Genomic DNA, 21710 nt, shown 5'->3' with positions numbered 1-21710 from the left:
CCCACCGGTCGGGTGGAGGCCGGGCCGGACCCTGCCGGGCTCAGCCGAGCTGGCCGCTGACCGAGAGCCTGGCTCGCAGCGCGGTCACTGCCATCTCCCAGGGGAACCTCTCCAGGTAGCGCTCCCCGGTGCCCGGCGGGTGCAGTGGCACGACGTGGTCGCCGAAGAGCACCGTGACGTCCCAGTCCCGCAGCCGGGCGAGGCTGGTCAGGAAGGCCGGGTGGGCCGCCATCGCGGCGTTGGTGAACGGCATCGCCACGATCGGCAGTCCCTTGCCGAGTCCCTCGACCAGCAACCCGAGGGCGAGGGTGTCGGCTATCCCGGCAGCCCACTTGTTGATCGTGTTCACCGTTGCCGGAGCGACGATCATGGCATCCGCGTCGGGCAGCACGTCCGGATCACCGGGGTTCTTGTACGTCGACCGCACCGGATGCCCGGTCTGCCGGCTCAACGCCGGTACGTCGACGAACTTCGTCCCGTCCGGGGTCAGCACCACGCAGACGTCCCAGCCGTCGCGCTGCGCGCAGGTCACCAGCCGGCCGACGTGCCGGGCCAGCGGCGAACCGCAGGCGAGCACGTACAGCACCCGTGAGCCGGTCGACTCCGTCACCGGACGCTCCCCTGTACCGCCGTCATACGGCTACTCCCATCTGCTCAGCCAACTCCGCAATCGGCGCGGGCGGCGCACCCCGTGTGCGACGCAACACGTTCGACATCACCTCGTGCGCGATCGGCCGGCAGCGGATCTCGGACGGGGCCAGCCGGTCGCCGTCGACCAGCGCCTCGCCCGCCCGGTCCAGGTCGCCGATCTGGGCGAACCCGCGGGCCAGGTCCAGCATGTGGTGCGCCCGCCGCTCCGGCAGCAGCGCGTTGAACCCCTCCCGCCGCATGATCCGCCGCTCGTGGGTGTGCACCGCGTTCCCACCCTCGCCCAACTCCACCGCCGCCGCCGCGCGGTGCAGCTCCAGGTTGGTCGGGCCGAAGCTGGTCCAGTAGTGGTTCTGGTCGCTGCCGAGCCGGTCGGCCGCCCCCTCGGCCTCGTTGACCAGGTCCTTGACCGTGTTGTTGTCGCCCATCCGGGCAGCCGCCATCGCCCCCTGCAACAGCAGCATCCCGTAGACGGAGAGCCGGTCCGGCCCGGCCTCGTTGCTGCCGCCCGGCGCGAGGCGGTTGGCGACGCTCACGTTCACCTCCAGCGCCGGCCGGGCCCGGCCGAGCGCCAGCAGGGCATTGCCGACCCGGTAGGTGGCCACCCCGGCCAGCAGCGGGTCGTCGGCCCGCTGGGAGACCGCCATCGACCGGTCCGCGGCGAGCCAGGCCAGCTCGTACTCGCCGAGTTTGCGCAGCGCCGACGAAGCGATCTGGTAGACCTGCCCGAGCAGGTGGGCCGCCTTGCCGGCGTCGTCACCGCCGGTCACGCTGTCCAGCGCCTGGGCGTCCCGGAGCAGTTTCGGCAGCGCCCGGGTCAGCACGCCGTACCGGGCGTACTGGTACGTCAGCCAGGCGTGGTTCACCGACTTGGTCATCTCGGCCAGCGAGGGCGGCTGCGGCGTGGTGGTGAAGAACGAACTCATCGAGTCGTACCGCTCCAGGGCGGAGCGGATCTCCTCGACCTCCACCTCGTCGATACAGGTGAGCCCGTCGGCCCGGCGCTCCGGCGCCTTGCCGAGCAGAAGTTGGGCATCGAGCTGGAGTACGTCGGCGATCTCGTACAGCACCGAGAACTTGTCCAGTCGGCGTACGCCCCGCTCGACCTTGTCCACCCAGCTCTTCGACTTTCCGAGCCGATCGGCGAAGACCTGCTGCGACATTTTGCGGCGACCGCGCCAGTAGGCGACGCGACGCCCGATCGGCAGTTCGTCCACGTCCGGCCCTCCTTTCTGCGTCGGCGGTCCGGTCAGGGGGCCCGCGCCGGTGCGAAAACGGGGTGCGACTCACGTCTGTGCTGGTCGCACAGCATGTACGTCACTCCGGAGACGGCCGCTCGTAGCTTTCGATGCAACTTGCGGCTGTCTGCCCGGACAAACGACCGCGTCAGACGCCAGTGACGGGCTTCGACCTGCGTAGCTGGCCGAGATCGATAAATGTAGGGGGTTCGCAGAAATGTGGGAGAAAGTCCGTCCACGTTCGGTCCGTTTCGCCCAGCTCGACCGGGTCCGGCTGCGCCGGATCGCGGTCCGCTACGCCGCGCACGGCTGGCAGGTCACCCCCGGCGCCTGTCTGGCCCGGCACCGGTTCGTCTGTGGCCGGGCCGGCTGCCCGACCACCGGCTGCCACCCGGCGCTGGAGCAGTGGGAGCAGAGCGCCACCGCCGACCCGGCCCGGGTCGCCACCTGGTGGCGGCTCCGCCCGCACTCGATCCTGCTGGCCACCGGCCGCGCCTTCGACGTGCTGGAGGTCCCGGCCTACCTCGGGCGGTACGCGCTGGAACAGGCCCGGCCCCGGCTGTTCGGCAGCGTCTCCGGCCAGGTCCGCGGGCCGGTCGCGGTCACGCCGGGCGGCCGGTGGATGTTCCTGGTACGCCCCGGCGAGCCGCTCCGGCCCGAACTGGAGCACAGCCTCTACGTGGTCCGGCACGGCGGCGGCTCGTGGATTCCGGCCCCGCCGACCCGGCTGCCGGAGGGAACGGTGCGCTGGGTGGTGTCCCCGGAGGAGACCCGCTGGCGCCTGGCCGACCCGTACGGCGTCCAGGAGCTGATCGTCGAGGCGCTGGAGGCCGTCGCACCGGCCCTGCCCGAGCCGCTCTTCCCGGCACGCCTGCCCACCCCGCGCCGGGGTTACTGACGCCCGGGTCGTCGGGTTCCCGACCGCACCTGAACCCGGAACACCCGTCCCGCCGTCCGGACCGCCCACCGGGCGACGGGCCGCCCCGGAGACACCAGAAGGCATCCGCCGGGCGAATCCGGCCGCGAGGGACGCCGGCGTGTCGACAGGTCGAAAGCCCGCGTCCGGCTCAGCACGGGACCGAGCCGGACGGCAACCGCGTTGGCGGTCCGGAGCGACGCGCGGGGCCGGTAGCAGGGGCACGAGCAGCGTGAGAGCGGCCCCGGACCGGGTAATCCGGCGCCGGACTGGTTGACGCCTGAGGAAAGGGCCCACGCCATGCTCAGCAAAGAGGATCAGCGCCGGTTTGACGAGATCACGCACCAGCTCCGGATAACCGATCCCGAGTTCGTCGCCCGGCTGGGCGACCGGGGCAAACTGCGGCGCGCTCGGCTGATACTCGTGTTGACCTTCGTACTCTGGGCCACCGTGCCGGCCCTGGTCGTACTCGGCGGCTGGCTGGCCGTCGCGATCGCCCCGGCGGTCCTGGTCGCGGCCACGCTGTTGATGTGGCAGGCCCGGCGGACCCGGTGACCCGGCGACGGCGGGGCGTCTCCGGCGGTGGCCGGCCGAGGTGAACAGCCGGTCGACAGGCGGTCGGGCGGCACGGGCCCGGGCCGGTGTGGTCGGCCCGGTGCGGTGTGCGGCTCGTTCAGTCCGGGTCGCCGTCGCCGAACCGCGTGTAGGCGCGGCGGAGCCGCTCGGTCAGACCGGGGCCGCCGATCGCCGCACCCGGCGGACCGAGCTGGCGCAGCACCAGCTCCGGTTCGGTCGCCAGGGTGGGTGCGCGGGCCGGCAGCGGCACCGGGGCGACCCAGAACCGGTCGAGCATTCCGGTCAGCGGTTCGGCGGGCAGGTCGGCGAGGGCCAGCCCGGCACCGACCGGCGGCGGATCGACCGGGTCGGGGCCGACCGGCACCGGCAGCACGGCATCGTCGGAGTCGGACGCACCGGTACGCGCCCGTCGCCGACCGGCCGACCGGCGGCCACGTCCCGGGCCGGCGTCCCGCCCGGCGCCCCCGCCACCGGCGTCGGCGCCGCGCAGCGCCCGCAGCCGGGCGAGTAACCGTTCGCGGTCCCGCCCCCGCCAGTGCAGCAGTTGGAACGGATCCGCGTCGAACGCCTCGGCGAGCAGGTAGAAGGTCGCGGCCAGGTGTTTGCACGGCACGGCGAAGTCGGGGCAGTCGCAGCGCTGCGTCAGCTCGCCGACGCCGGCCGGGAAGAGCGGCGCACCCGCCTCGGCGAAGACCGCCTCCAGCTCCGGCGGTACGTCGCCGGCCAGCAGCCGCGCGCTGAACAGCGCCTGCGCGGCGAGCAGCGTCTCCAGCCTGGTCCAGACCCGCTCGGCCAACGGCCGGAACCGGATCGACACCTGGTACGGCTCCGGCCGGGAGCCCTGCACCACGGCGGTCACCCTGCCCGGTGCCACGTCGAGCGAGACCACCTGCCCGGCGCGGGCGTACGAGCGGCCCCGGGTGAGCCGGGTACCCAGCGCGAAGGACTCGAGTACGTCGAGGAAGCGGCGGGACCACCACGACCGCCCGATCGCCCCCCGGGCGGTACGCGCCCGCAGCCCGCCGTCGACCTTTCGCGGACGGCTGTACTCGCGGAAGTCGGTCATGCCGGCATCCCGCCCCGCTCCGCGCCGCCCCGGGGCTCGGGCACGCCGAGCGTGCTGATTCGCCCGCTCATTCCACCACCGCCCCGCTCTCCAGGGCGAAGAGCTGGCGCAGTTCCGAGGTGGACAGCTCGGTGAGCCACTGCTCGCCGCTGCCGACGATCCGCGCGGCCAGCCCTCGCTTCTCGGCGATCATCGCGGCCACCTTCTCCTCCACGGTGCCGGCGCAGACGAACTTGCGTACCTGCACGGCGCGGCGTTGACCGATCCGGAACGCCCGGTCGGTGGCCTGGTCCTCGACCGCCGGGTTCCACCACCGGTCGACGTGGATGACGTGGTTGGCGGCGGTCAGGGTCAGCCCGGTCCCGCCGGCCTTGAGGGAGAGGACGAAGAGGGCCGGGCCGGCCGCCCCGTCCCCGGCGGAATCCTGGAACCGGGCCACCATCGCGTCCCGGTCCGCCTTGTCGACGCCGCCGTGCAGATAGAGCACCTCGCGGCCGAACCGGGCGGCGAGGTGGGCCCGGAGCATCCCGCCGAACTCGGCGTACTGGCTGAAGATCAGTGCCTTCTCGCCGGCCGCGAGTACCTCGTCCAGGATCTCCTCGAGCCGGGCGAGCTTGCCGGAGCGGCCGGGCAGCGCCGAGCCGTCCCGGAGCACCTGGGCGGGGTGGTTGCAGACCTGTTTGAGCCGGGTCATGGTGGCCAGCACCAGCCCGCGCCGCTCGATGCCGTCGCTCGACTCGATCTTGGCCATCATGTCGTCGACCACCGCCTGGTAGAGCGACGCCTGCTCCCGGGTGAGGTTGCAGAGCACCTCCATCTCCAGCTTCTCCGGCAGGTCGGTGATGATCGACCGGTCGGTCTTCACCCGGCGCAGCACGAAGGGGCCGGTGATCCGGCGCAGCCGGGCCGCCGCGTCGTCGTCGCCGTGCCGCTCGATCGGTTCGGCGTACCGCTTCTTGAAGGCGGTCGCGGCGCCGAGCAGGCCGGGGTTGGCGAACTCCATGATCGACCAGAGGTCGGCGAGGCGGTTCTCCACCGGCGTACCGGTGACCGCCACCCGGTGCCGGGCGGGCAGCGACCGGACCGCGGCGGCCTGCCGGGTCGCGGCATTCTTGATCGACTGCGCCTCGTCCACCACGACCCGGTGCCAGTCCACCTCGGCCAGCGCGGCGGCGTCCCGGGCCGCCAGCGAGTAGGTGGTGAGCACCAGATCCGCCTCCCGCACTGCCGCGGCGAACTTCGCCCCGCGCGGCCGTTCCGCGCCATGGTGTACGTGTACCCGCAGCTCCGGGGCGAACCGGGCCGCCTCGCGCTGCCAGTTGCCGACCAGCGACATCGGGCAGACCAGCAGGGTCGGACCGGCTTCCGGCGGGTCACCGGCGAGCAGCGCGAGCATCATGATGGTCTTGCCCAGCCCCATGTCGTCGGCGAGGATGCCGCCGAGGCCGAGCGACTGGAGAAAGGCCAACCAGGCCAGCCCGCGCTGCTGGTACGGCCGCAGCGTGCCCCGGAACGACTCCGGCGCGTCCCGGAGCGTGAGGTGCCGCTCGGCCTGCCCGGCGAGCAGGTCCCCGAGCGGGCCGTCGGCGCTGACCCCGAGCACCGGCAGCGCCTCCGGATCGTCCTGCGCGGCCAGTCCCAGCCGGAGCAGGTCCCCGACGGTCAGCTCGCCACCCGCGCGGAGCAGCTTGAGCCCGGCGGCGAGCCGCTTCGCGTCCAGTTCCACCCACTGGCCACGCAGCCGGACCAGCGGTGTCTTCAGTTTGGCCAGCGCCCGCAGCTCGGCGGCGGAAAGCGGCTGGTCGCCGAGGGCCAGCTCCCACCGGTAGTCGACCAGCGCCTCCATGCCCAGCGCGCTGCGCGAGGCGACCGTCCCCGGCGCGGTACGGGTCTTGGCCTGCAACCGGGCACCGAGCCGGGCACCCGGCCGCTGCCACCAGGAGGGAAGCAGCACCCCGAACCCGGCGGCGTGCAGCACCGGCGCGCCGTCCCGGAGGAACCGGTGTGCTCCCCCGGTGTCCAGCTCCAACGCCTCCGGCGCGGCCGTACGCAGCGCGTCGTTCAACTCCGGCCAGAGCCGGCTCGCCCGGCCCAGCTCGGTCAGCAGGGTCTCCTGCGGGGCGGCCAGGTGCCGGGCCAGCGCCCGCAGGTCGCCCCGGGCCGACCAGATCCGGTCCGCCCCGACCACCAGGCTCGGCTCGTCGGCCGCCTGGAGCGCGAACTCCACCCGCCAGCGCTGCGCCGCCCCGTCCGCCCCGGCCAGCCCCGTCAGCCCCTCCGCCTCGGTCAGCCCGGCGGCCTCGGTGCGCTCGCCCGCCTCGGTCAGCCCGGTCATTCCGGCCGCCTCGGTGTGCTCGCCCGCCTCGGTCAGCCCGGTCGGCTCGTCCGCCTCGGTCGGTGCCACGTCGATTTCGACCGGCGCGGGCGGCTCGACGAGCCGGAAGCAGGCCCGTACCGGGCTACCGGCGGCATCCCGCTGCCAGGCGCGCAGTTCGCCGTCCAGTCCGGCCAGTGCCTCCGGAGCCGCGGTGAAATCCCGCTGCCGCCCGGTCAGCGCCCGGAGCCAGGCCCGTACGGCGGCGCCGGCGGCGCCGGCCCGACCGGCCCCGATCAGCCGTACCCCCTCCAGGGCCGTCCGGGCGGCGGCGTCGGTGAGCGCGTCCAGGGCATCCACGACGGTGGCCGCCGCCGAGCCGCTCGGACCGGGAGCGTCGCCGGGCGGGACCGCTCCCGATCCGGTGCCGCCCTCCGGTCGGGTGGTTGCCGGCCCGCTGGTGTCGTCCGGTGCGGTGGCCCCGGGCGCGGGCGGGTCGAGCGCGGCGCGGGCCGCCGGCGGCAGTGCCATGGTCAACGCGCGGGCCCAGCCGGCATCGGCCCCGGTCAGCAGCGGCCGCCACACCGCCCGGGCCGAGCCGGCCGAGCGATCGGAGCGGCCGGGGCGATCGGAGCCGCGTGGACTGCGGGGGCTGGCCGCCGTGCCGGGGCGGGCCGAGCTGTCATCCGCGCGGGTGGCAGCACCTCCGGGCGTGGTCGGCATAGAGAGGCCGGGCAGGGTCCGGCCCCGCCGCACCAGCTCGACCGCGAACTCGGCCAGCCCGGCGAGGTGGCGCAGCGACGCGCCCCGGACCGCCGGGCCCGATCCGTCGGGCTCCTGGCCGACAGACGGTTCCTGGCCGGCAGACTGCGCTGGGGCGGTGGTTGGGCCGGCGGGCGCGCGCCGGCGGGTGGGCCGCGCCCGGCCGGCGGGCGCCTCCCGACCGCCGAGCGGCTCGCCCTCACCGAAGGCGAGCAGCACCGGCAGCGCGTGGTCGGCGTCGTACTCCAGCACCGGCACCCGCCACGGCGCCAGGTCGACCGGGCCGCGGCCCGACTCGACCGGCTCGGTCCGGACCAGCTCGGCCGAGTCGACGGGTGCGCCGGCCCGGGTGGGCAGGGCGAGCAGGGCACTGCCGGTGGTCGCCTTCGCGGCGAGTTCGCCGAGCGTACCGGCCAGCCCGGCATGTCCCGCCGCGAACGGGTGCGGCCGGTGCCGGGGCGGGCGGCCGGGCCGGCGCGGCGGCCGGACAGGCAGTGTGGAGTCCTCCCCCCACACCGCGAGCCGACCACCGGCCAGCCACAGGGCGTGGACGACCAGCACGCACAGGTCCCTTCTCGGCCGTGGGGTCAGCGGGCGGATCCCTTTCTAGCACCCCGCCCGGCACGGCGGGCGGGCCCGCGCCGGCATCCGGCTAGCGGTCGACGCCGTACAGCGGGGTGATGGCCGCCGCGCACCGCTCCAGGAGTTCCCGCTCGGCCTCGCCGAACGCGGCGAGGTGCTCGCTCTCCAGGTCGAGCGTGCCGAGTACGACACCGGTCCGTGGGTGCAGCACCGGCACGACCAGCTCGGAGCGGGTGGTGCCGAACACGGTGAGGTAGCGCGGGTCGGCGGTCACGTCGTCGACCAGCACGCTGCGGCCGGTCGCCACGGCCGTGCCGGTCAGCCCGCTGGCCGGGGGAAACGTCGGGTACGCCGGCTCACCCGGTCCGGAGTAGCCGAGGATCCGCACCTCGGTCCCGGTCACCCGGTAGACCCCGACCCACCGGTGCCCCGTCTGGCTCCGGAGAGCGGCGGCGATCTGGGCACTCCGGCGCCCTGTGTCGTCGTCGGCGACCGCCGTACCGGTGATCCTGTCGGGTCCACCCGCACCGGTGCCGCCATCTCCGTCGGCGAGGGAGCCGACGACCGCGATCAGTTCGTCTGGCGTCATTCCGGCAGAGTATGGGCTCGACCGCCCTGGCAGAGCGAATATCCGCGACCGCCCGGGCGGGAGTTCCTGGTGATTTTCGGCCTTACCCCAGTCACGAATCGAACAGTTCCGCCCCGCGAGCCGTACTAACGGAGAAGATGACGACAGGCATGGATGCGTCGGCATCACGAGCGAGGCGGTGACCATGGACTTCCCCATCGTGAAGCGGGCCACGCCAGGGCGCTACCTGCTACGCGGGCTGATCTCCTGCGGGCCCTGCGACGAACTGCTGATCCCGTCCTTCTCGTCGAGCGGGCGCCGCTACTACGGCTGCCCCCGGCGGCAGTGCCCCCGCCCCTGGATCCCGGCCGAGCAGGCCGAGCAGGCCGTCTGGGCGCACGTCGCGGCGAGGTACGGGGACGCGGCCCGGGACGTGCCGCAGGACCGGCGACAGGCGCTGCTGACCGCCGTACTGGCCCGGGTCAGTATCGGGGTGCGAATCGCCGATCTGCACTACCAGTGGCGGTGACCGGCCGGGTACGCCGATCCGCTGCGCCGGGCCGGCTCCGGCGGCAGGATGACCACATGGAGGCCACCACGGAGATCCCGCTGGTCGGCGGCGTGGGTGACGGCGGCAGCGTGATCGTCGACCTCGACGTGCACGGCCGTCCGCCGCTCACCCACCACCACCTGATCGACGGCGGACTCGCCCGGGCCGAGATCTACGAGCTGGAGGCGGTAGTCGGCGAGGGGCCGCCCTGGCTGTACCGGTGGCGCGGGCCGGCCCCGTCCTGAGCCGCTTCCGGCCCGGCGGCCGAGGACGGTCCCGACCCCGCGCCGACCGGTCCGCTACTTGCCCCGGAACACCCGGACCGTGGCGATGCCGCCCAGGGCCAGCGCACCGAGCAGTACCGCCCAGATGACCGTGGTGTTCAGGCCGGTGCCGAACTCCGCGTTCGCCTTGGCGTTGGCGGCCAGCGAGTTGTCCTGCGGGACGGGCACCACTACCGGGGGAAGTTCGGCGTAGCGCACCAGGCCGGTGCTCTCCAGCAGGGTCATGTGGGTCTGCACGAAGCCGTTGGCCTGCTCGGCGAGCTTGCGTACGGTCTCGTTCCGGGTCCCGGCCCGGACCGCCCCGATGACCGGGAAGATCGCGCCGTGCGCCGCCCGCAGCCGGTCCACGAAGATCCGGTCGAACCGCGCCCCGGAGGCGTTCGTCATCTCGTCGAGCCAGCCCTTCTGCTGGGCTGTCGGGTCGGTGGGCAACTGGACGCCGAGCTTGTTCGCCGCCTCGACGGTGAGCTGGTCCAGTTCCACGTGCTGGTTGGCGATCTCGGCCCCGATCTCCCGGACCCGGGCACTGTCACCCTTCTCGGCCGCCATCTTCCCGGCCGGCATCTCCCAGAGCCCGGCCAGCCGTACCCCGTTGAACAGGGCTATGTCGGCGGCGCCGAGCTGGGTCGGCCCGGCCGGGGCGGCGATCGCCGCCCCAGGCAGCACGAGCAGTCCGACGACCAGGCCAGCCAGCAGAGCAGCCGTCCGGCGCATTGCCTTTACCGCAGATCGGGCCGTGGCCACGTACTCAACCTCCCAGAAAGCGGCGCCAGAGTGGCAATGGAGTTGTCGGCCAGGACGGTATTGCGGTGCGCGCTTATGAGTCAATCTCGGATGCCCGAGGAGAGCGAAGCTTAGGCCACATTTAAAGGAAACCTATACCGGCGGGTAGCGGCGACCCCGGTGGCGGCGGAGCCACGGGTACGGGAAGACCTGCGGTTCTGGTTCGGGGGTTCGGGACGCCCGTCGGTGCGCTCGCCGATCGGCAGCGCACTGGGATTCCGGCCGATCCGCGGCACACCGGGATTCGGGCCGGTCGACCACGATCGGCAACCCGGCGTTGACAGCAGGTGAGACCTCGGGCGAGGTGGAGACGGATCGGTGGTGGGCGCGGCAGGTTTCGAACCTGCGACCCCTCGCTTGTAAGGCGAGTGCTCTCCCACTGAGCTACGCGCCCGGAGCGCCTGACGGCCTACCGGCGGCGGCAAGCTTACCCTGCCGCCCCGGCACCCGCTCCACCCAGTTCGCCGATCCGGATGTCCGCGACGGCGGGCGCCCCGCTCGGCTCCGGTGCCGGGCTCAGGCTCGCGCCGCGGCCAGGGCCTTGCGCCAACCCGCCTGGTCGCGCCGCTCACCGGGCCCGTTGCACTCGGCGAAGCGCACCGTACCGGTTTTGTCGATCACGAAGGTGCCCCGGTCGGCGAACCCCGCCGTCTCGTTGAAGACGCCGTACGCCTTCGCCACCGCCCCGTGCGGCCAGAAGTCGGCCAGCATCGGGAACTGGTAGCCCTCCCGGTCGGCCCAGACCTTGTGCGCGTACACCGAGTCGACGCTGACCGTCAGCACCTGCACGTCGTCGTTCTGGTATTCGTCGAGGTTGTCCCGCAGCTCGGCCAGCTCACCCTGACAGGTGCCGGTGAACGCCAGCGGATAGAAGACGAGCAGCACCACCCGCCGACCCCGCAGGTCGGTCAGGCGCACCCGCTGGTTGTTCTGGTCCTTCAGCACGAAGTCCGGCGCCTGGGCGCCGACGTCGATCGGCATGCGGTCCTCCCTGGTCGTGCGGCACCGACCGGCTGATCATGCGGGATCGGCCGGTACGTCTGGTACGGGTGCCCACCGGGAGCACCGTCCGGGGCGGGTCTGGCCACGAGCACCGTCCGGGGCGGGACGGCACCCGTGTCGCGGCCCGGGGCTACTTCTTCGCCTTGGCACCACGGCGGAGGACCAGTCGCGCGCCGCTCCAGTCCTTGCCGGCGTTGACGGTCGACGTCTGCTGGAGGCCGGCGGTGACCGCCGTCTCGCTGATCTCGCTCGGCTCGACGTGGCCCTCCCGCCCGGCCTTGGGCGTCAACAGCCACACCACACCGTTGTCAGCCAGCGGGCCGAGGGCGTCGACGAGCATCTCGAACAGGTCACCGTCGCCGTCCCGGTACCAGAGCAGCACCGAGTCCACGACCTCGTCGGTGTCCTCGTCCACCAGCTCTCCGCAGCGATCGGTCAGGGCGTCCCGGAGATCCTGGTCGACGTCGTCGTCGTAGCCCATCTCCATGACGACCATCCCCGGCTCGATGCCGAACCGGTCCGCCAGACTCCGTACGCCGTCGGCGGCCTGACCAGCGGTCGCGCTCACTGTCACGTGCCTCCTCATCTCCACTGCCAGCGGCATCCGTGCGACGCCGATGACGCAAAGTCCACACAGTTGTCCCGTCGCGCGCAAGTGGCGCACCGAGTCGAAGGGAATTTACCGTGCCAGCAGCGTTCGGGCACCCTGGGTAATGGCCTCTTCGGAGACCAGTACGTGACGTGCGGCCGGACCCAACGGGACAAAGGTATCGATAGAAGCTACCCTACGGGCAGATCCGACAAAACCGGCATCGACCAACGCCGCCACCACTCCCTCACCGACCCCGCCGGACCGGCGTGTCTCGTCCACGACCAGCACCCGGCCGGTCGCCTGGGCCTCCCGGATGATGTCCGCCACCGGCAGCGGAGCCAGCCAGCGCAGATCCAGCACCCGGACGCCGACGTCCTCCTCGGCCAGCTTGGCGGCGGCCCGCAGGGACATCCGAACACCATTACCGAACGTGATGATCGTGACGTCCTCCGCCGAGCCGACGCCGTACACCCGGCCCCGGCCGATCGGGACGTGGCTGGCCGTCCAGCCACCCGGCCCGAGGTAGGGCGCGAGCCACTCCCCGTCGCCCTCGGCGTGCAGGTCCCGGGTGTGGTAGAGCGCGATCGGCTCCAGGAAGACGCAGACGCTGCCGTCGACCGCCGCGCTGGCCAGGCAGGAGCGCAGCATCGGGGCGGCGTCGTCGGCCCGGGCCGGCACCGCGAGCACCAGCCCCGGAACGTCCCGGAGTACGGCCAGCGAGTTGTCGTTGTGGAAGTGCCCGCCGAACCCGTCCTGGTAGGCCAGCCCGGCGATCCGGGCCACCATCGGGTTGCGGTAGGCGCCCCGGGAGAAGTACTGCATCGTCGCCGCCTCGCCCCGGAGCTGGTCCTCGGCGTTGTGCAGGTACGCCAGGTACTGGATCTCGGGCACCGGCAGCATCCCGCTCAGCCCGGCGCCGAGACCGAGCCCGAGGATCGAGGTCTCGTCCAGCAGCGTGTCGAAGACCCGGGGGGCGCCGAACCGCTCCCGCAGGCCCTTGGTGACCCCGTACACCCCGCCCTTGGCCGCCACGTCCTCGCCGAAGACGGTCATGCTCGGATAGTCGAGCAGCCCGTCGGCGAGCGCGGCGTTGATGGTCTGGGCCAGGGTGAGCGGGCCGGCCTGCTCCGGCAGCTTGCCGTCGAAGGCGGCGCCGCGGGCGGCGGCGCCCGGCCCGGCGGCCCGGCCGGCGGCGTCGGTGATCGCCCGGGCGACCCGGACCGGGCGCCTCGGCGCCAGCGGCGCCACGATGTCCGCCGCGCTGTCCAGCTTGCGCTCGCCGAGCACCTCCTCGGCGACCTTGCGGACCTGCCAGCCGACCTCGTCGTAGCGGGCGATCAGCTCCTCGGGGGTGCCCAGGCCCGCCTCGGCGAGCAACCGGGCGGTGGCCACCACCGGATCCCGGGCCACGTCCCGGGCGATCTCGGCGGCGCTGCGGTACCCGATCTCGGCGTCCGCCCCGGCGTGCCCCATCAGCCGCACCGTGGACAGGTGCAGTACGGCGGGCCGGCGGTACCGGCGCACCCAGGCGGCCGCCTCGACCGCCACGTCGTACGTCTCGACCAGGTCGCAGCCGTCCGCCGAGAAGTACCGGATCCCCGGCTTGGCCCGCAGGGTCTGCGCCACCCAGCCGTCCGGCGACTTCACGCTGATGCCGAGCCCGTTGTCCTCGCAGACGAAGAGCACCGGGATACGCAGTCCGGTGTGGTCGCACCAGCCGGCGGTGTTGAACGCGGCGACGGCGGTGGCGTGGTTGACCGAGGCGTCGCCGAACGAGCAGACCACGATGGCGTCGCTCGGCCAGGCCGACTCGGCCTCGCCGCGCTGCCAGGCCGCACCGCCGGCCGCCCGTCGACCGGTCGGCCGCCCCCGGCCGTCGCCGAGCCGGCGCAGCCGTTCGATGGCGAAGCCGATCCCGACCGCCCGGGGCAGGTGCGAGGCGATGGTGGAGGTGGTCGGTACGACGGCGACGTCCGCGTTGCCGAAGACCTTGTGCCGGCCACCGGCGATCGGCTCGTCGGCGGAGGCCACCACCCCGCGCAGCACGTCCCGGGCGGCGTCGAGGACCGCCTCCGGTGCGACGGCCCCGTCGTCGGCGTCGTCGTCCCCACGGTCGCCGGAGTTGCCGTTGCCGTCCTGACCGCGCATCGCCTCGGCCACCCGTTCGGCGACCCCGACCCGGTGCGCCGCACCGTCGGGGGGCTCGGCCCGGGCAGCGGAGCCCTCGGCCTCGGCCTGGGCGACCCGGGCACAGTAGAACGCGCCGGACCGGTAGTGCAGCAGGGCCGGATCGGTCGGCCGGACCGCGAGCGCCACCGCGGCGTTGCCCTCGTGCCCGGAGGAGCCGATGGTGTAGAACCCCTCGCCGAAGCTGCGCAGCCAGCGAGCCGCGAGATCAAGATGCCGGCTGACCAGTTGGGCGTCGAACAGCTCCAGGGCCGTCCGGCCGTCGAGCGTGCCGCCGTCCCGGACCGGATCCTCGGCCGTGCGCCCGGACGCCGACACCTCGATGGCGCCGACCGCCTCCCGGAACCGTTCGTCGAGATCTTGGGGGGTGGTCACGTCCGACAGCATTACCGACGCCGGCCACCCCTGACCACTCAGACACGTCACAACCGCCGGTGGCGTCCAGGACGACCCGCAGGTCGGCCGGGCGCAACCACGCCCGGGCACATCCCCTTTCCGGTACCCGGGACAACGGTCTCGACCGAAAGGGCGGAACTCACCTCACGGTCTGAACCGGGCAAGCCGCCCCCTTCGCTTCACTTCTTGTTCGACAGGGCGTTATCGGGACGATCGGCCCGATGAACCGGTGCTCGCCAGGCTGCTCAGAGCCTGTCCGCCGGATCTTGGGAGATCTCGATGGCTCTGTCCCGCCGTACCCTCCTGCTCACCGGCGCCGCGGTCGGGGCCGCCGGCGCGGTGACCGGCCTGCCCAGCGCGGCCGCTGCCGCCCGACCGCTGGCCGCCGACCCCTTCACCCTCGGCGTCGCCTCCGGCGACCCGGACTCCGACGGCTTCGTGCTCTGGACCCGGCTCGCACCGACCCCGCTGGCCTCCGACGGTCTGGGCGGCATGCCGAATCGGACCGTGCCGGTGCGCTGGGAACTCGCCGCCGACGAGCGGTTCCGGCACGTGGTACGCCGGGGCACGGCGGTGGCCCGCCCGCAGTCCGGGCACACCGTGCACGTCGAGCTGAACGGGCTGCAACCGGGGCGCGAGTACTTCTACCGGTTCCACGCCGAGCGGCACACCTCGCCGGTCGGCCGGACCCGTACCGCCCCGGCGGCCTGGGCCAGTGGCGGGAAGCTGCTGATGGCCTTCGCCTCCTGCTCGCAGTTCGAGCACGGCTACTTCACCGCGTACCGGCGGCTCGCCGAGGAGCACCCGGACCTGGTCCTGCACCTCGGCGACTACCAGTACGAGTACACCAAGGACAGCTACACCATCCCGGGCGGCAACCCGCGCGACCACGAGGGGCCGGAGACGGTCACGCTGGCGAACTACCGGCAGCGGCACGCGCAGTACAAGACCGACCCGGACCTGCAGGCCGCACACCAGGTCGCGCCCTGGGTGGTGGTCTGGGACGACCACGAGCTGGACAACAACTGGGCCGACGAGGTCCACGAGCGGCCGGACATCCCGCAGCCGGACTTCCTGGCCCGCCGGGCGGCGGCGTTCCAGGCGTACTACGAGAACATGCCGCTGCGCCGCACCTCGATCCCGAACGGCATCGACCTGCAGCTCTACCGGCGGATCCGCTGGGGTCGGCTGGCCAACTTCCACATGCTCGACACCCGGCAGTACCGCGACGACCAGGCCTGCGGCGACGGCACGAAGGACTGCCCGGCAGCGCTCGACCCGGCCCGCTCGATCACCGGTGCCGAGCAGGAGCGCTGGCTGATCGACGGGTTCCGCCGCTCCGACGCCCGCTGGGACGTCCTCGGCCAGCAGGTCTTCTTCGGCCAGCGGGACACCGACGCCGGCCCGGCCAGGTTCGCCTCGATGGACAGCTGGGACGGGTACGTCGGCTCCCGGGACCGGATCACCCGGGGCTGGGTGGAGGCGAAGGTCCGCAACACCATCGTGTTGACCGGCGACGTGCACGCGCACTGGGCCACCGACCTCAAGCTCGACTACGACGACCCGACCTCGCGGACGGTCGGCAGCGAGCTGGTCTGCTCGTCGATCACCTCGGGCGGCAACGGCGCCGACTCGGTGACCGGCAGCCACCCGTACTTCCCGCACAACCCGCACCTGAAGTTCCACAACAACCAGCGCGGCTACGTGCTGACCCGGTTCACCGAGCGGGAGATGCGGGCCGACTTCAAGGTGCTGCCGCACGTCACCACGGCGGGCGCGCCGGCCTACACCCGGGCGTCGTTCGTGGTCGAGGACCGGGTGCCGGGGCTGCACCAGACGTACGACCGGCCGGTCGACCCGGCCACCGCCACCGCCCGGTCCCTGGCCGACCAGGCGGCCGAGACCGCGGCCCGGGAGAACCTGCGGCCCTGAGACCCGCACCGCATCGACCCGAGATGGTCCCGCCGGGTCGACCAGGTTCCTGGCCGGCCCGGTTCGGGTCCGGGCCGGCCAGGACCGCCCGCCGCCGGCCGCCCGCGCGTTTGCCGGCGCTACTCCCGATCCGGTGGGCAGCGTCTTCGCCTTGCTCGGACCCGACGGGGCGGGCAGGACGACGCGCTAATCGCGCCAGCCGAGCAGTTCGACCCCCTTGGCCAGCTCCACCCGGAGCCCGGTGACGATCTCCCGGGACCCGCCCGGCGGCAGCTCCACCCGCCAGATCAGCTCGCCGAGCGCGGCCCGCTCGTCCGGCGGCGGGTCGAGCCGCAGCTCCCGGACCGTGATCCCGTCGCTCTGCGAGACCGGGAGCTGGTCGCGCACCGTCAGCCGGGCCGGTCGGGGCGTGTGGTTGGCCAGGGTGATCCGGTACTCGACCTCCCGGCGCCGGGTCGAGCCCAGGGTGGCCTTGGTGTCGCTGCGCCGCACCAGCTCCCGCTTCACCCGAATCCGGTCGTCGAGCCCGAGCGCCACCTCGACCTCCTCGCCCGGCGCCCAGGTCGGCAGCGTCGTACCGCCGACGAAGTCGCCGCCGTGGAACACCGACGCCGGCCCGGGGAGCAGGGTGTGTTCGGAGCCGTTGACGGCGGTGGCCCGCAGGTGCACCCCGGGGGTACGCACCGGCGCGGTGACGTGGTCGAGCCGGGCCGCCAGTTCCAGTACGGCGACGACGGCCCGGTGTGCGCCCCCGTCCGCCGGTACGGCCACCGGGCGGGCCGGCTCGTAGGTGGCGGCCTGCGCCCCCTGGGTGAGGGTGGCGGTGGGCTGCGCCACCGGCGCGGGTGGGCGGGGGGCGGCGCCGAACGACTGCGTCTGACCGGCGGCGCCCGCTGCCGGCATCCCGCCGGGCGGCAGCGGCCCGCCGGCCGCCCTCGCCCGGACCGGCCCGCCGCCCCAGCCGCCCTCCTGCTCCATCCAGACCGTCGGCTCCGCCTGGCGCAGGTACCACGGTTCCAGCTCCGGCAGCTCGGTGCCGGTCGCCGGGCGGGCGGTGGAGAGCAGCAGCGCACACTCCGGCCAGTCCTCGCCGGTCCGCTGGCTGACCAGCCCGAACCAGGTGAGCGTCAGGGTCTCGTCGACCAGCCGCAGGTCGTACGAGGAGGTCCAGCCCGCGCCCTCCACCACGTACGACAGCTCGAGCTGGACCTCGGCGGACGGCTCCGGTGCAGTCGGCTCGGCCTGCCCGTCCGGCTCGATCCGCAGGGTCACCTCGGCGGCCAGCCGGTCCGGGGACCGTCGGCCGGACAGCGCGGCGATCTCCCGCTCGACCGCGGCCAGCCGTTCCCGGGCCTCCTCCTGGCGGCGGGCCAGCTCCCGCCGCCGGGCCTGGCCGGCGGCGGTCTGCTCGGCCACCGAGTCGGTGAAGCCGGCGACGTCACCCGGGGTGGCCTCGCCGGCGGCGAGCGCCCGGGCGTAGCTGGCACCGGCCCGCTGGGTGAGCAGCGCCAGGAAGTCGGCGCGCTGCCCCTCGACGGCTTCGGCGTCGGCCAGTTCGGCCAGTTCGGCGGTGATCCCGCGACGCCGCTCGGTCAGTTCGGCGGCGGTCCCCTCGGTGGCCCGGGGCAGCACCTCGGTCGACACGTCCACTCCGAGTACGGTCGCCGGGCCGCGCCCGCCGACCCGCAGCGAGTCGCGGAGCAGGCCGAGCGGCAGTGGCCCGATCCGGATCCGGTGTTCCCCGGGCGGCAGCCGGAGATCCGTCCGGCGGGTCACCCGGGCCCGGTCCGGATAGACCGTTACGGCGACGATCGGCGCGTCGATTCGGGATGGCGTCATTCGCGCGAGGCTACCGATCCGCCGCCACACCGGGCTCCCTCGGCCGCCAGCCGCCCCGACCCGATCGCGCCCGGGCTGCCGCCGAAGGGGCCTCACCGACGCGCAGGAAACCCTGGTCAGCCGGGCAGGAAGGAGAACCGGACCTGGCGGGTGCTGTTGTCGCCGTTCGGGTCGACCAGGCAGATCGACTGCCAGGTGCCGAGCGCGAGCCGGCCGTCCAGCACCGGCAGCGTGGCGTACGGCGGCAGGAAGGCGGGGAGGACGTGGTCCCGGCCGTGCCCCGGTGAACCGTGCCGGTGCCGCCAGCGGTCGTCGGTCGGGAGCAGCTCGTCCAGCGCGGTCAGCAGGTCGTCGTCGGAACCGGCTCCGGTCTCGATGATCGCCAGGCCGGCGGTGGCGTGCGGCACGAAGACGTGCAGCAGCCCGTCGCCCCGACCGGAGAGGAACCGCTCGGCCTCCCGGGTGATGTCCCGGACCACGGGGCGGGATCCGGTCCGGATGGTGATCACCTCGCTCTGCATTCCCCCAGTCTTCCGGACCGCCGAGCCGATCTTGAATTTCGGGGGCGAAGAACGCCGCGTTGCCGGAAAGTTACCGCCTGGTACCTGTGTCGCGCATCGCCTCTGCCGGGTCTAGACGTGACGGAGCCAGGCATGAGGGGGCAGGATGGCGCTAGAGACCTATCCCACACACAACCTAGGGAACGCCTGTGGCCACGGAACGCAAGCGCCCGGTGATCAGCGACGGCCTGCCGAGCCAGCTTCCGGACATCGACCCCGAAGAAACCAGCGAGTGGGTCGAGTCACTCGACGGTGTCATCGACGAGCGCGGCGCCAAACGCGCCCGGTACGTCATGCTGCGCCTGCTGGAGCGGGCCAGGGAGCGCCAGGTCGGGGTGCCGCCCCTGACCACCACCGACTACATCAACACCATCCCGCCGGAGCAGGAACCCTGGTTCCCGGGGGACGAACACATCGAGCGGCGGATCCGGGCGTACATCCGGTGGAACGCCGCGATGCTGGTGCACCGGGCGCAGCGGCCGGAGATCGGCGTCGGTGGGCACATCTCCACCTACGCCAGCTCGGCGTCGCTCTACGAGGTCGGGTTCAACCACTTCTTCCGGGGCAAGAACCACCCGGGCGGCGGCGACCAGATCTTCTACCAGGGCCACGGCTCCCCCGGCATGTACGCCCGGGCGTTCATGGAGGGGCGGCTGACCGAGGACCAGCTCGACGGCTTCCGGCAGGAGCTGTCGCACCCGGGCGGCGGGCTGCCGTCGTACCCGCACCCGCGGCTGATGCCGGACTTCTGGGAGTTCCCCACCGTCTCGATGGGGCTCGGCGGGATCAACGCGATCTACCAGGCCCGGTTCAACCGCTACCTGCAGCACCGGGGCATCAAGGACACCTCCGACCAGCACGTATGGGCGTTCCTCGGCGACGGCGAGATGGACGAGGTGGAGTCGCTCGGCGCGATCGGCGCGGCCGCCCGCGAGGAGCTGGACAACCTCACCTTCGTGATCAACTGCAACCTGCAGCGCCTGGACGGGCCGGTGCGGGGCAACGGCAAGGTGATCCAGGAGCTGGAGGCGTTCTTCCGGGGCGCCGGCTGGAACGTGATCAAGGTGGTCTGGGGCCGGGAGTGGGACCCGCTGCTCGCCGCGGACACCGACGGTGCGCTGGTCAACCTGATGAACACCACGCCGGACGGCGACTACCAGACCTACAAGGCGGAGTCCGGGGCGTACGTCCGGGAGCACTTCTTCGGCCGTGACCCGCGTACCCGCAAGATGGTCGAGGGGCTCTCCGACGACGAGATCTGGAACCTCAAGCGGGGCGGGCACGACTACCGCAAGCTCTACGCGGCGTACAAGGCGGCGGTCGAGCACACCGGCCAGCCGACGGTGATCCTGGCCAAGACGATCAAGGGTTGGACGCTGGGGTCGAGCTTCGAGGCCCGCAACGCCACGCACCAGATGAAGAAGCTCACCCTGGACGACCTGAAGAGCTTCCGGGACCGCCTCTACCTGGACATCCCGGACGAGGCGCTGGAGAGCAACCCCTACCTGCCGCCGTACTACCACCCGGGCGAGAAGTCCGAGGAGATGGAGTACCTTCGCGAGCGCCGGCAGCAGCTCGGCGGCTACCTGCCGAGCCGGCGTACCGAGTGGGCACCGCTGCCCGTGCCGGGCAAGGAGCGGTTCGCCGACGTCAAGAAGGGCTCCGGCAAGCAGAAGATCGCCACCACCATGGCGTTCGTCCGGCTGCTCAAGGACGTGATGAAGGACCGGGAGTTCGGCAAGCGGTTCGTGCCGATCATCCCGGACGAGGCGCGGACCTTCGGGATGGACTCGCTCTTCCCGACCCAGAAGATCTACTCGCCGCACGGCCAGAAGTACACCTCGGTGGACCGGGAGCTGTTCCTGTCGTACAAGGAGGCGATCACCGGGCAGATCCTGCACGAGGGGATCAACGAGGCGGGTTCGGTGGCCTCGTTCACCGCCGCCGGTTCGGCGTACGCCACGCACGGCGAGCCGATGATCCCGCTGTACATCTTCTACTCGATGTTCGGCTTCCAGCGCACCGGCGACGCGTTCTGGGCGGCCGCCGACCAGATGGCCCGGGGCTTCGTGCTCGGCGCCACCGCCGGCCGGACCACGCTGAACGGTGAGGGCCTGCAACACGAGGACGGCCACTCGCACCTGATCGCCGCGACCAACCCGGCCGTGGTGGCGTACGACCCGGCGTTCGCGTTCGAGATCGCGTACATCTTCGAGAACGGCCTGCACCGGATGTACGGCGAGCGGCCGGAGAACGTCTTCTACTACCTGACCGTCTACAACGAGCCGATCCTCCAGCCGGCCGAGCCGGAGAACGTCGACGTGGAGGGGCTGCTCAAGGGGATCTACCGGTACTCGCCGGCTCCCCCGGTCAGCGGCGCGGACGGCGGCGACGCGCCCCGGGCCAACATCCTCGCCTCCGGCACCGGCATGCAGTGGGCGCTGAAGGCCCAGCACCTGCTGGCCCAGGACTGGGGCGTGGCGGCGGACGTCTGGTCGGTCACCTCCTGGACCGAGCTGCGCCGGGACGCGGTGGAGTGCGAGGAGTACAACCTCCTGCACCCGGGCGACGAGCCGCGGGTGCCGTACATCCAGCGCAAGCTGGCCGACGCCGACGGACCGGTGGTGGCGGTCAGCGACTGGATGCGCGCGGTACCCGACCTGATCTCGCGGTGGATCCCCGGCGACTACACCTCGCTCGGCACCGACGGTTTCGGGCTCTCGGACACCCGGCACGCGCTGCGCCGGCACTTCCACGTCGACGCCGAGTCGGTGACCGTCGCGGCGCTGCGCCAGTTGGCGCGGCGCGGCGTGGTGCCGCCGTCGGTGCCGGCCGAGGCCGCGAAGAAGTACTCGATCGACGACATCGCGGCGGCCCCGGTGGGCGAGACCGGCGGGGACTCCTGACCGTCCACC

At 73.1% G+C, this 21710-nt stretch carries 17 protein-coding genes and 1 tRNA gene; 6 read left to right on the top strand and 12 right to left on the bottom strand.

Features of this window, described 5'->3' with window-relative positions:
- Window positions 1–40: 40 nt before the first annotated feature.
- Both ACQEVC_RS18775 and ACQEVC_RS18770 read right to left on the bottom strand, forming a co-directional pair.
- Window positions 41–610, bottom strand: a complete 570-nt coding sequence (locus ACQEVC_RS18775) for a flavoprotein (RefSeq protein WP_432879116.1) — start codon at window positions 608–610, stop codon at window positions 41–43.
- Between the two features lie 22 nt (window positions 611–632).
- Window positions 633–1865 carry a helix-turn-helix domain-containing protein gene (locus tag ACQEVC_RS18770; protein WP_318394237.1) on the bottom strand — a complete coding sequence of 411 codons (1233 nt, stop codon included), beginning with the start codon at window positions 1863–1865 and terminating at the stop codon, window positions 633–635.
- 238 nt (window positions 1866–2103) lie between these two features.
- Between ACQEVC_RS18770 and ACQEVC_RS18765 the strand changes: the two genes are divergently transcribed.
- Together ACQEVC_RS18765 and ACQEVC_RS18760 are read left to right on the top strand one after the other, a co-directional pair.
- Entirely contained in the window at window positions 2104–2784 is a 681-nt protein-coding gene (locus tag ACQEVC_RS18765) for a bifunctional DNA primase/polymerase (RefSeq protein WP_432879114.1), read from the top strand.
- Between the two features lie 318 nt (window positions 2785–3102).
- The gene (locus ACQEVC_RS18760) at window positions 3103–3357 is read left to right on the top strand and encodes a DUF3040 domain-containing protein (RefSeq protein WP_346261133.1); all 255 of its coding nucleotides are present in this window, start codon (window positions 3103–3105) and stop codon (window positions 3355–3357) included.
- 118 nt (window positions 3358–3475) lie between these two features.
- Here the strand turns inward: ACQEVC_RS18760 and ACQEVC_RS18755 are convergent, their stop codons facing one another.
- The 3 genes from ACQEVC_RS18755 to ACQEVC_RS18745 form a co-directional block, all read right to left on the bottom strand.
- Window positions 3476–4444 (bottom strand): SWIM zinc finger family protein, encoded by a 969-nt coding sequence (locus ACQEVC_RS18755; protein ID WP_432879109.1) that lies wholly within the window; start codon window positions 4442–4444, stop codon window positions 3476–3478.
- Window positions 4445–4511: 67 nt separating this feature from the next.
- A complete protein-coding gene (locus ACQEVC_RS18750) occupies window positions 4512–8036 on the bottom strand; it encodes an SNF2-related protein (protein ID WP_432891529.1) in 3525 nt (1174 codons plus the stop codon).
- A 136-nt stretch (window positions 8037–8172) separates the two neighbouring features.
- On the bottom strand, window positions 8173–8691 hold the full coding sequence (locus ACQEVC_RS18745) for a GAF domain-containing protein (protein WP_432879106.1): 519 nt from the start codon (window positions 8689–8691) through the stop codon (window positions 8173–8175).
- Window positions 8692–8875: 184 nt separating this feature from the next.
- Between ACQEVC_RS18745 and ACQEVC_RS18740 the strand changes: the two genes are divergently transcribed.
- Window positions 8876–9199, top strand: coding sequence for a zinc ribbon domain-containing protein (locus ACQEVC_RS18740; RefSeq protein ID WP_432879104.1), 324 nt, complete (start codon window positions 8876–8878; stop codon window positions 9197–9199).
- Window positions 9200–9255: 56 nt separating this feature from the next.
- Window positions 9256–9465 carry a hypothetical protein gene (locus ACQEVC_RS18735; RefSeq protein ID WP_346261138.1) on the top strand — a complete coding sequence of 70 codons (210 nt, stop codon included), beginning with the start codon at window positions 9256–9258 and terminating at the stop codon, window positions 9463–9465.
- A 54-nt stretch (window positions 9466–9519) separates the two neighbouring features.
- Here ACQEVC_RS18735 and ACQEVC_RS18730 read toward each other — a convergent pair whose 3' ends face one another.
- From ACQEVC_RS18730 to ACQEVC_RS18710, 5 genes are all read right to left on the bottom strand, one after another.
- Window positions 9520–10218 carry a DUF4142 domain-containing protein gene (locus tag ACQEVC_RS18730; protein WP_318394229.1) on the bottom strand — a complete coding sequence of 233 codons (699 nt, stop codon included), beginning with the start codon at window positions 10216–10218 and terminating at the stop codon, window positions 9520–9522.
- Window positions 10219–10606: 388 nt separating this feature from the next.
- Window positions 10607–10681, bottom strand: a tRNA-Val gene (locus tag ACQEVC_RS18725).
- A 122-nt stretch (window positions 10682–10803) separates the two neighbouring features.
- On the bottom strand, window positions 10804–11268 hold the full coding sequence (locus ACQEVC_RS18720) for a peroxiredoxin (protein ID WP_432879099.1): 465 nt from the start codon (window positions 11266–11268) through the stop codon (window positions 10804–10806).
- Between the two features lie 151 nt (window positions 11269–11419).
- Window positions 11420–11857 carry a DUF3052 domain-containing protein gene (locus ACQEVC_RS18715; protein WP_432879097.1) on the bottom strand — a complete coding sequence of 146 codons (438 nt, stop codon included), beginning with the start codon at window positions 11855–11857 and terminating at the stop codon, window positions 11420–11422.
- A 111-nt stretch (window positions 11858–11968) separates the two neighbouring features.
- Window positions 11969–14386: a transketolase C-terminal domain-containing protein gene (locus tag ACQEVC_RS18710; protein WP_432891526.1), complete on the bottom strand. Its 2418-nt coding sequence runs from the start codon at window positions 14384–14386 to the stop codon at window positions 11969–11971.
- Between the two features lie 357 nt (window positions 14387–14743).
- Between ACQEVC_RS18710 and ACQEVC_RS18705 the strand changes: the two genes are divergently transcribed.
- Complete coding sequence (locus ACQEVC_RS18705) at window positions 14744–16396, top strand: alkaline phosphatase D family protein (RefSeq protein ID WP_432879095.1); 1653 nt, start codon at window positions 14744–14746, stop codon at window positions 16394–16396.
- Window positions 16397–16582: 186 nt separating this feature from the next.
- On the opposite strand, the gene ACQEVC_RS18700 is transcribed toward ACQEVC_RS18705, so the two are convergent.
- A complete protein-coding gene (locus tag ACQEVC_RS18700; protein ID WP_432879093.1) occupies window positions 16583–18235 on the bottom strand; it encodes a mucoidy inhibitor MuiA family protein in 1653 nt (550 codons plus the stop codon).
- 116 nt (window positions 18236–18351) lie between these two features.
- Window positions 18352–18756, bottom strand: a complete 405-nt coding sequence (locus tag ACQEVC_RS18695; RefSeq protein WP_432879090.1) for a YjbQ family protein — start codon at window positions 18754–18756, stop codon at window positions 18352–18354.
- Window positions 18757–18944: 188 nt separating this feature from the next.
- On the opposite strand from ACQEVC_RS18695, the gene aceE reads away from it, so the two are divergent.
- Window positions 18945–21701 (top strand): pyruvate dehydrogenase (acetyl-transferring), homodimeric type, encoded by a 2757-nt coding sequence (aceE, locus tag ACQEVC_RS18690; protein WP_432879088.1) that lies wholly within the window; start codon window positions 18945–18947, stop codon window positions 21699–21701.
- Window positions 21702–21710 lie beyond the last annotated feature (9 nt).

Origin of the sequence: Plantactinospora sp. CA-294935, from assembly GCF_050936445.1 — a bacterium.
Classification (GTDB): Bacteria; Actinomycetota; Actinomycetes; order Mycobacteriales; family Micromonosporaceae; genus Plantactinospora.
Note: the sequence above shows the minus strand (reverse complement) of the source record. Positions and strands in the feature narration are given on the sequence as shown.

What these genes read in the sequence shown, in the direction of transcription:
- ACQEVC_RS18765 (WP_432879114.1), top strand. Translation starts at nt 2,104, where the DNA reads ATGTGGGAGAAAGTCCGTCCACGTTCGGTCCGTTTCGCCCAGCTCGAC.
- ACQEVC_RS18760 (WP_346261133.1), top strand. Translation starts at nt 3,103, where the DNA reads ATGCTCAGCAAAGAGGATCAGCGCCGGTTTGACGAGATCACGCACCAG.
- ACQEVC_RS18755 (WP_432879109.1), bottom strand. Translation starts at nt 4,444, where the DNA reads ATGACCGACTTCCGCGAGTACAGCCGTCCGCGAAAGGTCGACGGCGGG.
- ACQEVC_RS18745 (WP_432879106.1), bottom strand. Translation starts at nt 8,691, where the DNA reads ATGACGCCAGACGAACTGATCGCGGTCGTCGGCTCCCTCGCCGACGGA.
- ACQEVC_RS18740 (WP_432879104.1), top strand. Translation starts at nt 8,876, where the DNA reads ATGGACTTCCCCATCGTGAAGCGGGCCACGCCAGGGCGCTACCTGCTA.
- ACQEVC_RS18735 (WP_346261138.1), top strand. Translation starts at nt 9,256, where the DNA reads ATGGAGGCCACCACGGAGATCCCGCTGGTCGGCGGCGTGGGTGACGGC.
- ACQEVC_RS18730 (WP_318394229.1), bottom strand. Translation starts at nt 10,218, where the DNA reads ATGCGCCGGACGGCTGCTCTGCTGGCTGGCCTGGTCGTCGGACTGCTC.
- ACQEVC_RS18720 (WP_432879099.1), bottom strand. Translation starts at nt 11,268, where the DNA reads ATGCCGATCGACGTCGGCGCCCAGGCGCCGGACTTCGTGCTGAAGGAC.
- ACQEVC_RS18705 (WP_432879095.1), top strand. Translation starts at nt 14,744, where the DNA reads ATGGCTCTGTCCCGCCGTACCCTCCTGCTCACCGGCGCCGCGGTCGGG.
- ACQEVC_RS18700 (WP_432879093.1), bottom strand. Translation starts at nt 18,235, where the DNA reads ATGACGCCATCCCGAATCGACGCGCCGATCGTCGCCGTAACGGTCTAT.
- ACQEVC_RS18695 (WP_432879090.1), bottom strand. Translation starts at nt 18,756, where the DNA reads ATGCAGAGCGAGGTGATCACCATCCGGACCGGATCCCGCCCCGTGGTC.